This window comes from Sphingopyxis sp. EU05-FHT14B03, from assembly GCF_058790875.1.
Genome location: NZ_JBYTDC010000003.1, coordinates 412,102 through 424,848 on the forward strand (window position 1 = coordinate 412,102; position 12,747 = coordinate 424,848).

Genomic DNA, 12,747 nt, shown 5'->3' on the forward strand with positions numbered 1-12,747 from the left:
GATTGAACCGCGTTCGTCAGCACGCGCCGCGGTTGAATAGGTCTGCAAGCCGATCAGGGCGCCGCCGCCGACTCTTCGGGCGTTTCGGCCTCGGTCAGCGCACCATTCTGGATCAGCCATTGCGGGTGTCCCGCCTGCACCGACGCCATGATGCGGTCGATCGCGGCGGCGACCTGTTCGCCTTCGGCCTCGCGGTCGCGCGCGACGACGACGCGGCGCGCCTGCGCGTCGATCAGCACCCGGTCTCGCGGCACCAGCTCACCGACGGTCAGCCCGGCCAGAATGTTGCGGCTGTCATCCTCGCGCTGCTCGAGTGCCGAAAGGCGGCGGTTGAGCTGTTCCTCGACCTGCGCCGCGGCATTGCTCTGCTGCCGGATCTGGACGATGCTGACGCGCACGTCACGTTTCAGCTTGGCGCGCACCTTCCGTGCGAGGTCGCTGTCGAGTTGCGAAGCATAGCGGTCGACAAGGACCACGCCGTCGATGGCGACCGCGTCATCCTCGATCCGCACGTTCAGGCTGTCGACCCGGTCGTCCTTTGCCAGCAGGCCGCCAAGTTCGCTCTGCACGGCATTACGCGCGCCGATCTCGCGAACGATCGAGTTGAGCGACAGCGCCAGCGGTATCGACAAAACCCCGAGCGCCCCGACGATACCGACCACCTGCATCGCCGTATGCTGCCGCGTCAGCGACGGACCGAAATGGTTGAGGCGGGCGACGATCGTCGCGGCGAAGGCGATCGCCAGCGTATTGGTCAGGAAAAGCAGCGACGCGCCGAGCGCGAAATCCATTCGTCCGGTGACCAGTCCGAACGCGACCGTCGACAGCGGCGGCACCAGCGCGGTCGCGATCGCGACGCCCACCATCACCCCCGACAGCTTGCGCATGATCGCATAGACGCCGGCGATACCGCCAACGACCGCAACGCCGAGGTCGAGCAGCGTCGGCTGGGTCCGCGCCCGCAGTTCGGGCGTAACGTCGGCGATCGGCGAGACCCAGATGATCAGCGCCGCGACGAGGATCGCCACCGCCATGCCTGCCGCGAGCGTGACCAGCGAGCGTTTGATCAAATGGCTTTCGATCGTCGCCAGGCCAAAGCCGAGGCCCATGATCGGCCCCATCAGCGGCGACACGAGCATCGCGCCGATGACCACGGCGGTCGAACTTTGCAGCAGGCCAAGCGTCGCGATCGCGGCAGCGAGGATGATCAGGAGCAGGAATTTCTTGTCGAGCCGTGCGTCGCGCGCGACGCTCGCCAGAATCAACGAGCGGTCGAGGGCATCGTCGCCCCCGACCGCTTCGTCATTCGCGTCATTCCGCGTTGCCCGTCGGCCGCCCGCGTTGAAGGGGGCATCGCCGAGACCGGGCACGCCGGGATGATCGCCGGTCATCGTCAGATCTTGCCGGTCAGCTCCGGAACGGCGCTGAACAGGTCGGCGACGAGGCCGAAGTCGGCGACCTGGAAGATCGGGGCGTCTTCGTCCTTGTTGATCGCGACGATCGTCTTGCTGTCCTTCATGCCGGCGAGATGCTGGATCGCGCCCGAGATGCCGATCGCGAAATAGACCTGCGGCGCGACGATCTTGCCGGTCTGGCCGACCTGATAGTCGTTGGGGACATAGCCCGCATCGACCGCGGCGCGCGATGCGCCGAGCGCGGCGCCGAGCTTGTCGGCGAGCGGAACGATGACTTCCTCATATTTCTCGCTCGAACCCAGCGCACGGCCGCCCGACACGATGATCTTGGCCGAGGTGAGTTCGGGGCGATCCTGCTTGGCGATTTCGGCGCCGACGAAGCTCGACAGGCCGGCGTCGCCGCCCGCCGCGACGGCTTCGATCGCACCCGAACCGCCCGAGGTCGCGGCCTTGTCGAACGCGGTGCCGCGCACGGTCAGGACCAGCTTGGCGTCGCTCGATTCGACGGTCGCGATCGCGTTGCCGGCGTAAATCGGACGGGTGAAGCTCTTGTCGCCCTCGACCGACAGGATTTCCGAAATCTGCATCACGTCGAGCAAAGCGGCGACGCGCGGCGCGATATTCTTGCCGGTCGTGGTCGCGGGGGCGAGGAACGCGTCATGGCTCGCCATCAGTTCGGCAACCAGCGGCGCGATATTTTCGGGCAGATTGTGACCGAAAGCGGCGTTGTCGGCGACATGCACCTTGCCAACGCCGGCGATCTGCGCGGCTTCCTTGGCGACGCCATCGACGCCGCTACCGGCGACCAGCAGATGGACTTCGCCAAGCTTCGATGCGGCAGTGACCACCGCGAGCGTGGCGTCCTTTACCGACGAACCGTCATGTTCGACCCAAACGAGCGTTTTCATGAGTGCACTCCCATGGCTTTCAACTTGGCAACCAGTTCATCGACATCGGCGACCTTGACGCCGGCCGAGCGAACCGGCGGTTCCGAAACCTTGACGACCTTGACGCGCGGCGTCGTGTCGACGCCGTAATCGGCCGGGGTCTTGGTATCGAGCGGCTTCGACTTCGCCTTCATGATGTTCGGCAGCGAGGCATAACGCGGCTCGTTGAGGCGAAGATCGGTGGTGACGATCGCGGGAAGCTTGAGCTTCACCGTTTCGAGACCGCCGTCGACTTCGCGCGTCACGTTGACGCTGTCACCGTCGACATTGACCGCGCTGGCGAAGGTGCCCTGCGCCCAGCCGGTGAGCGCGGCGAGCATCTGGCCCGTCTGGTTGTTGTCGTCGTCGATTGCCTGCTTGCCAAGGATGACAAGGCCGGGCTGCTCCGCGTCGGCGATGCCCTTCAGGATCTTGGCGATCGCGAGCGGTTCGACCGCATCGTCGGTCTGCACCAGGATCGCGCGATCGGCGCCCATCGCGAGCGCGGTGCGCAGCGTTTCCTGCGCCTTCTGCGGGCCGACGGAAACCGCGACGATCTCGGTCGCGACGCCCTTTTCCTTCAGGCGGATCGCTTCTTCGACCCCGATCTCGTCGAACGGGTTCATCGACATTTTGACATTGGCCAGGTCGACGCCGGTGCCGTCGGACTTGACCCGCGGCTTGACGTTATAATCGAGCACCCGCTTCACGGGGACGAGGATTTTCATGGCTCTTTCAGCTCCTCTCAAAAATTGTGCACTGCGCCATAATTGGCGTTTACGTAAACGTCAACCGGCAGTCCAGCACCCCCTCTTCGAGGAGGGGGTGCTGGTTATCACGCGACCGCGCGGACCTCGGCGACGATCTTCTGTGCGGCGTCGCCCAGATCGTTGGCCGCAACGATCGGCAGGCCCGAATTGGCGAGGATATCCTTGCCTTCCTGGACGTTCGTGCCTTCGAGGCGGACGACCAGCGGCACCGACAGATTCACTTCCTTCGCCGCCGCGACGATGCCGTCGGCGATGATGTCGCACTTCATGATGCCGCCGAAGATGTTGACGAGGATGCCCTTCACCGCCGGGTCCTTGAGGATGATCTTGAACGCCGCGGTGACCTTTTCCTTGCTCGCGCCGCCGCCGACGTCGAGGAAGTTGGCGGGGAATTCGCCGTTCAGCTTGATGATGTCCATCGTCGACATCGCGAGACCGGCGCCATTGACCATGCAGCCGATGTTGCCGTCGAGCTTGATGTAGGCGAGGTCATATTCCGACGCCTCGACCTCGGCCGGGTCTTCCTCGGTCAGATCGCGCAGCTCGGCGAGGTCCTTGTGGCGGAACATCGCATTGCCGTCGAACGCGACCTTGGCATCGAGGACGAGCAGTTCGTCGCCATTCGCGCCTTCGCACACCGCGAGCGGGTTGATTTCGATCTGCTCGGCGTCGGTCGCGAGGAAGGCGTCATAAAGCCCGGCGAGCACTTTCGCGGCCTGCTTGGCAAGGTCGCCCGACAGCCCGAGCGCCGCGGCGACGCTGCGGCCGTGGTGCGGCTGCAGGCCCGTGGCGGGGTCGATGGTGATGGTGTGGATCTTTTCCGGCGTGTCGTGCGCGACGGTTTCGATGTCCATGCCGCCCTCGGTCGAGGCGACGACCGCGACGCGGCTCGAGCCACGATCGACGAGCAGAGCAAGGTAGAATTCCTGCTTAATGTCGGCGCCGTCGGTGATGTACAGGCGGTTGACCTGCTTGCCGGCGTCGCCGGTCTGGATGGTCACCAGCGTGTTGCCGAGCATGTCTTTGGCGTGCGCTTCGACCTCTTCGATCGTCTTGGCGAGACGGACGCCGCCCTTCGCGTCGGGGCCGAGTTCCTTGAACTTGCCCTTGCCGCGGCCACCGGCGTGGATCTGCGATTTCACGACATAGAGCGGCCCGGGAAGCTGCTTCGCCGCGGCGACCGCTTCTTCAACGCTCATCGCGGCGATGCCCTTAGGGATGGCGACGCCAAATTTCGCGAGCAGTTCTTTCGCCTGATATTCGTGGATGTTCATGAGGTCTGCCGGGCCTTTCGAGTCTGGGGCGGGGAGAATTGGCGCCGCCTAAGCACAAGTTGGCAGGCAAGGCTACCCCTAGCTCCCGCTAGGGCGCCGACAGTTTTTCTTGATCAGCCAAAAGCGCACACCGCCGCCGAACTCGTCGTCACCGCCAATATCTCGGCATCCTTGAGCGCGCGGACCTTGTGCAGGAATTGATTGAGCGACAGGTCGCTGGCATTCTTGTCCTTGAGGCTGGCGAGCGAGCCGATCCGTCGCAGCTGAACCAGCGACAGCCGGTCGACCATGCGTTCGGCCATGCAGCCCGCGACGCGCTGCGACAGGCCGGCATCGACGAGCCCCGTGCGCAGCCGCGTCTCGGGGGTCGCGCAACCCGTCAGCGTCAGCGCCGCCAGCACTGGACCCAGCAACAGCTTTTTCATCGCTTTATCTTCCATGAAATTCGGCGACCGCGCGCGACACCGCCTGCATCGTCGCCATCCGCGCCGGGATCGGTGAACTCGCCTCGCCCATCATCACCACGATCGCATAGCGGGTGCCGTCGGGGGCGGTCGCGATGCCGATGTCGTTATACCCCACGGTCATGCCCTTGTAATCCTGCCCGGTACCGGTCTTGTGGAGGAAGGTCCAGCCGGCGGGCAGCCCGGCCTTCAAGCGCTGCGGCCCGCTCTTGGTGCGGCTCATCACGCCCAGCATATATTGGGTCGATTCGGGCGACAGCAAAGTGCCGCGCGCCAACCGAGTGAGCGCGCCCGCGATCGCAACGGGGCTGGCGCCGTCGGGCGGATTGGCGCGATAGGCATCCATCGCCGCCTTGCGCGTCGCCTCGGGCAAGGCCGCGCGCGCGGTCTGGAAATTGCGCGCGTTCGAATAGCTTTGCTGCCATTTGAGGCCCGCAGTGCCGGCCTGCAACAGCCGCTCACCGGGACCGAAGCGGATCGCGCCGAGATCCTTCTTGTCGATGAAGCGCCGGATCGCGTCGGGACCACCGACGGTGCGCAGCAGGCTGTCGTTCGCGGTGTTGTCGCTGTGGGTGATCGCGGTTTCGATGAGGTCGCGGACGGTCATCGTCACCGCCCCCTGCGACTGGACGCGCGCCGCGATCGGCTGGTGAAAGACGGTGAGATCCTCGGGGCCGATACGAACCTTCTGGTCGAGGCTGAGCCGGCCGTTGTCGACCGCGTCGAGGACGGTCAGCGTGACCCAGAATTTCGATACGCTCTGCTGGGGAAACAGTTCGGCGCCGCGCTGGGCGAGCGTCCATTCACCATCGATCCGCTGCACCGCGATTCCGGTCTTGCCGGGAAAGGCTTTCCAGATCTGGAAGATGCGGTCGTCGAGACCCGACGGTGCACGGCGGAAGCCCGGGTCGGCGGGAAGCTGCGGCGTCGGCGTCGAACTGCGCACCGGCGGCCCGATCGGCACGCTGACCGCGCCCGGGGGATTTTTGGCCGGCGGCACCGCGCGCGGCGTTGGCACCACGGCAGCACTGCTGACGCAACCCGCGAGCACCATGGCACCCATCAGAACCGCGAACGCCGGCTTGCCCGAAAAATCGACTTTCATTCAAACCCCGAAGCGACTGCGACCGTCATTCTATCCCGGCCTTTTTAGCCGGTTTCACCCGTCCCGCACCGGCTGTGCGGCGACCAGCGGTTTGCGACGAACGATTCCTTGCGCACGATGAGCGGCGGAACCTTTCGCTGGATCAGGGGGCTGGGGTGGCCCGCACGAGATTGGGATAGAGTCGCTTGAACGCCGCGAGCTTGGGGGCGTCCCAGCGGACGATGTAGCCGTTCGACGGATTCCGCTTCATGAAATCCTGATGACCGGCCTCGGCGCGATAGAAGGTCTTGTAGGACTCGACCGGCACGACGATCGGCTTGGCGAAAAATTTGCCCTTGCCGATCTGCGACAGATAGGCGGTCGCGACCTGGCGCTGGGTCGCGTCCATCGGCACGATCGCGGCGCGATATTGCGTGCCCGTGTCGGGACCCTGGCGATTCTTGAGCGTCGGGTCGGCGACGACCGAAAACAATATGCGCAGCAAGGTGCCATAGCTCACGTGCGTGGGGTCATAGACGATGCGCACCGCCTCGGCATGGCCCGACTTGCCGTCATGGGTCAGCTCATATTTCGCGGTTGCGGCGCTGCCGCCATGATAGCCCGATTCGACCGAGATCACGCCCTTGACGTTCGAAAACACGCCCTCGACGCCCCAGAAGCAGCCGCCGGCAAGTACCGCGGTCGCGCGCTTCGCCTTGACCGCCGGATCGACCGCCGCGGCGGGCAGCTTGACCACCGTTTCCGCCTGCGCCGGCCAGACATGGGTGAAGATGACGACCCCCGCCAGCGCCACGATGACGTGGCGGGCGAAATTCATCCGGATCGGTTTCACAGCGTCATCGCGAGCGCCGGCTGCTGCATCATCACGAGCAGCCCGCCGATGGCGAAGCCTGCGAGCATGGTCGGAAACCAGTCGGAGCGAATCATGGAGAGCATCGGTTTGTCCTGTCATATCTATCGTTCGTGGCCGAAGCCTTGTTGGTTACACCGAACGATATGACGCGCCCCGAGCCGTCGTGCAGTGACGGGAGTCACCTTTAGGCGGCAGGCCTTACTTTCCGGTGAACCGGCTGGTTGTCCGGGGTTCAGAAACAGCTGCCCCTCCCGCCTGCGGGAGGGGAGCAAAATCAGCTCAGCGCCGCGCACGCCTGCTGGATGCGCACGCAGGCCTCCTTCAGCACCGCTTCCGACGTCGCATAGGACACGCGGAACGCCGGCGACAGACCAAACGCGCCGCCGTGCACCGCCGCGACCTTGGCGCTGTCGAGGAAATAGTCGATCAGCGCCTCGTCGGTGTCGATCAGCTTGCCGTCGGGGGTCTTCTTTCCGATGCAGCCGCTGGCGTCGGGATAGACGTAAAAGGCGCCGTCGGGGGTCGGGCAGTTGAGGCCGGGCGCGTCGTTGAGCATCGCGACCACCATGTCGCGGCGCTTGCGGAACGCGGCGTTGCGGTCGTCGAGGAACTGCTGCGGCCCGCCGAGCGCGGCGGCGGCGGCGGCCTGCGCGATCGAGCAGGGATTCGACGTCGATTGCGACTGCAGCTTGGCCATCGCCTTGATGATCCACGCCGGACCGGCGGCATAGCCGATGCGCCAGCCGGTCATCGCATAGGCCTTCGAACAGCCGTTCACGGTCAGGATGCGATCGGCGAGATCGGGGCAACGCTGCGCGAAGGTGGTGAAGGCGAAGTCGGCGTACCAGACATGCTCGTACATATCGTCGGTCATCACCATGACGTGCGGGTGGCGACGGATCACCTCGCCGAGCGCGTCGAGTTCCTCGCCCGAATAGGCGGCGCCCGACGGGTTCGACGGCGAGTTGAACATCACCCAGCGCGTCTTTTTGGTGATCGCCTTGTCGAGCTGCTGCGGGGTGATCTTATAGTTTTGTGCCGCCGTTCCTTCGACGATCACCGGCGTGCCGCCGCAGAAGGCGACGATGTCGGGATAGCTGACCCAATAGGGCGCGGGGATGATCACCTCGTCGCCCGGATCGACCGTCGCGACGAGCGCGTTGAACAAAGTGTGCTTGCCGCCGACGTTGACCGAAATCTGGTCGAGTCCGAAATCGAGGCCGTTGTCGCGGCGGAACTTCCCGCGGATCGCGTCCTTCAGCGCGACGGTGCCATCGACCAGCGTATATTTGGTCTGGCCGTTGCGGATCGCCTCGATCGCGGCTTCCTTGACGAAATCGGGCGTGTCGAAATCGGGTTCGCCGGCGCTCAGGCCGATGACGTCGATGCCCTCCGCTTTCAGCTTGGTCACCCGCGCGGTCATCGCGAGCGTCGCCGAAGGCTGGATACGGCCGAGCGCGGCCGAGACATGGGGCGGAAAGGTCGACATGGAAAGCGTCCCCTGATTGGCACTGGAAGCGAGCGATTTGGCAGAAAATTGCGCGGGGCCGCGCCTAAAGCTTCCGCCCGAAAATCGCAAGGCGATGCGGGGATAATTTACCTATGCAGGCCTAAACTCCGCCCGTCATCCCGGCGACCGGGTTTGAGTCCCGTCGGCGAGCCGCGCCGGGATCAGCCCGCGCAAGCTGTTGCCAATGAAAAAGCCATCGGCAAGGTCCGCGAGGCGCAGATGCGATTCGACCGCGCGCCCTTTCTCGATCAGCTCAGCGCGCAGCACCCCGGGCAACAGCCCGAGCGACAGTGGCGGGGTGAGCAGTTGGCCGGCACGCTCGACGAAGATGCTGCTCCAGCTGCCCTCGGTGACGAAGCCAGGTTCGTCGACGAATACCACTTCCGCCGTTCCGGCCTCGCTTCGTGCGGCGTCGAAGGCGGCGCGCAGGCTGGTCTTGTGGACGAGGCGGAAATCGTCGACAGCCATCGGCGCCGGCCGTACCGCGACGGGGACCGGCAGTTCGGCAAGGCGCGGCAGCGGCGACACCTCGACCGCGAGCGCGCCCGACGGCGCCAGCCGCATCCGCACCCGCGCCGCACTGCGCAGGCGGAAAGTCGCCGATTGCAGGACGTTGCGCGCACCATGACGGTCGAAGGTAAAACCGAGCATGGCGGCGCTCGCCTTCATCCGCGCCAGATGCCCCTCAAGCCGCTGCACCCCCTCGACAGGATCGAAAAGCATCGTTTCGATCAGGTCGAAACTTTCGCGCGCTGCCCCCACAAATTCCCCCTTGGCCAGACACTCCCGCCATTCCTCCGACGGCAGGCTGTCGGCGACGATGCCCGATCCCAGTCCCAGCGTGGCGCGAATCGGCCCGTCCTGCAAGCCGGATAGCGGCGAGCAGGGTGCCGGAAACACAAGCGTGCGGATCGCGACGTTGAACGCCGCGTCACCGCCGGGCTCGATGAAGCCGATCGAGCCGGTATAAAGCCCGCGCGGACTCGCCTCCAGTTCGTCGATGACCTCCATCGCGCGCACCTTCGGCGCGCCCGTGATCGATCCACACGGGAAGGCGGCGCGCAGCACGTCGACCGCGCCCTTGTCGGCGGGCAAGGTCGCGGTGACGTCGGACACCAATTGGTGGATCGTCGGAAAGCTTTCGACGCGAAACAGGTCGGGCACCGCGACCGACCCCGGCCGCGCGACGCGCGACAGGTCGTTGCGGATCAGGTCGACGATCATCAGGTTTTCGGCGCGCTGCTTGGGATCGGTGGCAAGCAGTCGCGCCGCCGCCCCGTCGGCCTCGGCATCGGCCAGCCGCGCCGCCGTCCCCTTCATCGGCCGCGCGATCGCCTCGCGTCCGCGCAAGCCGAAGAACAGCTCGGGCGACAGCGACGCGATCGCCTGTTCGCCGGTCCAGATGAAGCCGCCATAGCCCGCCCGTGCCGTCCGCCGCAGCCGCGCATAGATGGCGAGCGGATTGCCGATGACCGGCACCGCGGCACGAAAGGTCAGGTTCGCCTGATAGATGTCGCCGGCGCGGATATAGCCCAGAACCGCTTCGACCGCGGCCTCGTAATCGGCGCGCGCGATTCCCGGTTCGACGGCGCCGATCCAGCTCGCCGCCGGATCGGGCAACCGCGCCGGCACGGCATCGGCGTCGATCCGCTCGACCCGCTCGAACAGGCCGAACCAGCCGAGCGGCGTGCCGTCGCCTGCGGGCGCACCGCCGCGCCACGCCGGCGCCAGCCCCTTGCCGCCTTCATAGGCGAGATAGCCCGCGACATGCAGCCCGCGCGCTGCCGCCGCCTCGACCGCGTCGAGCAGCGCGGGGATTTCGGCGGCGCCGTCGGCGTGCAAAATCTCGACCGGATCGGCGAACAGCCGCGCCGCCACGGCATCCTCGACGCGCGCATCGTCGAGCAGGACGAAGGGCGCGCATCCCGGGCCGGGGAGCGGCAAGGCGGCGGCGTCGGTCATCTCCGTCCCGGCGGGTCGCCCCCGCCGTCCGCCACGATCAGCGGTCGCGCTTCATGCGGATGGTGCGGCCGCCATCGATCGTCGCGAAATAGCTGCCCATCGTCGCGGTCTTGATCTTGACCTTCTGCCCCGGCTTCGGCTGGCGCGGCAGCTTGGTGGTGTCGATCTGCACCCACACCGCATCGTCCTCCATCACCAGCGTATATTTGCCCGACCGGTCGATGCTCGCCGAACGGATCGTCGTTTCGACTTCCCTGATCTCGTCCTCGTCGCCGCCGAAAATCCCGCCGAGCTTGGGGAAGGAGAAGCCGAACAGCCCGCGCCGCGTCTTCTTGGCGGTCTCGCGGTCGGTGAAGGTGATTTCCTTCGCCTGGTCGGCCGCCGACAGTTCGCCGACCTCGCGGTCGAAACAGGCAAGGCGCGCGGCGGCGTCGCCGATGTCGCGGCACGCGTAAAGTTCCTGAATCTGCGTCGGAAGCGGCGGCGGCGCCTTGTCCTTGGCGACGGCCGGAACCGCCGTGACGGTCGCGATAATGGCGAGCGGCGCGATCAGCCGGAAAGACGGATGCAGCATCGAAACCCCCTGAAATATGGCGTACGGACGATATCGCCCCTGCCTAGCCGCCGCGCCGCCGCGCCGCAAGCTGGCCCTGTTGCGACACTGGCTTGCTTACCCTAGTGTCAGGAAGCTTCCCCCCGAGCAAAAGGATCTGGCATAGAGATGGATAGCGGTTTTTCCTGGTCGACGAATTACAACCACCCCACGCCCTGGGACCAGGATTTCCCGCCGCTCTCGCTCCCCGACATGCTCGCCGCAAGCGTCGCGAAGCGCGGCGATGCGCCGATGCTCGATTTCATGGGACGCCATTTCAGCTACAACGAGGTCGCGCACGGGGTCGCCCGCGTCGCCAGGGGCCTGCAGGAACGCGGCATCGGCAAGGGCACGCGCATCGGCCTCTTCCTCCCCAACGTCCCGCATTATGTCGCGGCCTATTATGGCGCACTCGCCGCCGGGGCGACGGTGGTCAATTTCTCGCCGCTCTACACCGCGACCGAACTCGAGGCGCAGGTCGAGGATTCGGGTACCGAAATCCTCTTTACGATGAGCGCGACCGCGCTGCTGCCGACCGCCTTGAAGGTGCTCGACGGATCGAGCCTGAAACAGTTGATCGTCGGGTCGGTCGCTGGCGGATTGCCCGGCGCCAAGTCGCTGCTCTACCGGATGCTGCGCCGCAAGGAGGTCTCGGCGCTGCCCGACGACAGCCGCGTCACCCGCTTCTCGGCGCTGGTCGCCAATGACGGCCATTACGAACCCGCAACGATCGATCCCGAAACCGACGTCGCGCTGATCCAGTACACCGGCGGCACCACCGGCACGCCGAAGGGCGCGATGCTGACCCACCAGAATCTCACCGCCAACGCGCGGCAGGTCAACAGCATCGACCCCGATCACGACGCCGACGACCGCATCCTCGGCGTCCTCCCCTTCTTCCATGTCTTCGCCAACACCTGCGTCCTCAACCGCACGGTGCTCAACGGCGGCATGATCGCGATGCTGCCGCGTTTCGATGCCAAACAGGCGCTGGAGGCGATCACCCGCACAAAAACGACCGCGCTGCCCGGCGTGCCGACGATGTATCAGGCGCTGCTCGACCATCCCGACCTCGCGAAGACCGACTTCTCCAGCCTGCGCGTCTGCATTTCGGGGGGGGCGCCGATGCCCGCCGAGCTCCGCGAGAAATTCGTCGCCGCCACGGGCGCTTCGCTGGTCGAGGGCTATGGCCTCACCGAAAGTTCGGGCGTCGTCTCGACCAACCCCTATGCCGGCCCGGTCAAGGCGGGGACGATCGGCCAGCCGCTGCCCGCGACGCACATCCGTCTCGTCGACAAGGAAGACCCTATGAAGGACGCCCCGGCGGGCGAACCGGGGGAACTGGTCGTCAAGGGCCCGCAGATCATGCGCGGCTATTGGAACCGCGCCGACGCCGATGGCGACAGCTTCACCGAAGACGGCTGGCTGCGCACCGGCGACGTCGCGGTGATCGACGAAGACGGCTATGTCCGGATCGTCGACCGACTGAAGGACATGATCGCGGTCGGCGGCTTCAAGGTCTACCCCAGCGTCATCGAGGCGCATCTCTATGAACATCCCGCGGTCAAGGAAGCGATCGTCCTCGGCGTCCCCGACGCCTATCGCGGCGAGGCGCCCAAGGCGTTCGTGACGCTCGAGGACGGCTTCGACGTCTCCGGCGAAGCGCTCGCCGCCTGGCTCAACCCGCAGCTCGGCAAGCATGAGCGGGTGAACGCGGTCGAGGTGCGGCTGAATTTGCCCAAGACGATGATCGGGAAGCTCGATCGCAAGGCCTTGCGGGCGGAAGAGGGGGCGTGAATTTTGCCGCCACCCTTTTTCTTCGTCACCCCCGCGAAGGCGGGAGTGACGGGAGGGCGCGACTTGTGACAATGAGACA

At 66.0% G+C, this 12,747-nt stretch carries 11 protein-coding genes; 1 reads left to right on the top strand and 10 read right to left on the bottom strand.

Annotated features, from left to right (window positions below):
• Positions 1 to 53: 53 nt before the first annotated feature.
• From AC3WS4_RS18565 to AC3WS4_RS18610, 10 genes are all read right to left on the bottom strand, one after another.
• Positions 54 to 1,391, bottom strand: coding sequence for a DUF389 domain-containing protein (locus AC3WS4_RS18565; protein WP_492737267.1), 1,338 nt, complete (start codon positions 1,389 to 1,391; stop codon positions 54 to 56).
• Positions 1,392 to 1,393: 2 nt separating this feature from the next.
• Positions 1,394 to 2,323, bottom strand: coding sequence for an electron transfer flavoprotein subunit alpha/FixB family protein (locus AC3WS4_RS18570; protein WP_492737269.1), 930 nt, complete (start codon positions 2,321 to 2,323; stop codon positions 1,394 to 1,396).
• On the bottom strand, positions 2,320 to 3,069 hold the full coding sequence (locus AC3WS4_RS18575) for an electron transfer flavoprotein subunit beta/FixA family protein (RefSeq protein WP_056345625.1): 750 nt from the start codon (positions 3,067 to 3,069) through the stop codon (positions 2,320 to 2,322). The genes AC3WS4_RS18570 and AC3WS4_RS18575 overlap by 4 nt, the downstream gene beginning before the upstream one ends.
• Positions 3,070 to 3,176: 107 nt before the next feature.
• Positions 3,177 to 4,385 carry an ADP-forming succinate--CoA ligase subunit beta gene (gene sucC / locus AC3WS4_RS18580; protein ID WP_492737271.1) on the bottom strand — a complete coding sequence of 403 codons (1,209 nt, stop codon included), beginning with the start codon at positions 4,383 to 4,385 and terminating at the stop codon, positions 3,177 to 3,179.
• Positions 4,386 to 4,498: 113 nt separating this feature from the next.
• Entirely contained in the window at positions 4,499 to 4,810 is a 312-nt protein-coding gene (locus AC3WS4_RS18585) for a hypothetical protein (protein WP_492737273.1), read from the bottom strand.
• 4 nt (positions 4,811 to 4,814) lie between these two features.
• Positions 4,815 to 5,954: a serine hydrolase gene (locus AC3WS4_RS18590; RefSeq protein ID WP_492737275.1), complete on the bottom strand. Its 1,140-nt coding sequence runs from the start codon at positions 5,952 to 5,954 to the stop codon at positions 4,815 to 4,817.
• Positions 5,955 to 6,096: 142 nt separating this feature from the next.
• A complete protein-coding gene (msrA, locus tag AC3WS4_RS18595) occupies positions 6,097 to 6,771 on the bottom strand; it encodes a peptide-methionine (S)-S-oxide reductase MsrA (protein ID WP_492737277.1) in 675 nt (224 codons plus the stop codon).
• Between the two features lie 310 nt (positions 6,772 to 7,081).
• Positions 7,082 to 8,296, bottom strand: coding sequence for a pyridoxal phosphate-dependent aminotransferase (locus AC3WS4_RS18600; RefSeq protein ID WP_492737279.1), 1,215 nt, complete (start codon positions 8,294 to 8,296; stop codon positions 7,082 to 7,084).
• A gap of 135 nt (positions 8,297 to 8,431) precedes the next feature.
• A complete protein-coding gene (gene pabB / locus AC3WS4_RS18605) occupies positions 8,432 to 10,279 on the bottom strand; it encodes an aminodeoxychorismate synthase component I (protein ID WP_492737281.1) in 1,848 nt (615 codons plus the stop codon).
• Between the two features lie 37 nt (positions 10,280 to 10,316).
• Entirely contained in the window at positions 10,317 to 10,853 is a 537-nt protein-coding gene (locus AC3WS4_RS18610) for a hypothetical protein (RefSeq protein ID WP_492737283.1), read from the bottom strand.
• Positions 10,854 to 11,000: 147 nt separating this feature from the next.
• Between AC3WS4_RS18610 and AC3WS4_RS18615 the strand changes: the two genes are divergently transcribed.
• Complete coding sequence (locus AC3WS4_RS18615) at positions 11,001 to 12,668, top strand: AMP-binding protein (RefSeq protein ID WP_492737285.1); 1,668 nt, start codon at positions 11,001 to 11,003, stop codon at positions 12,666 to 12,668.
• The last annotated feature ends 79 nt before the right edge of the window (positions 12,669 to 12,747 follow it).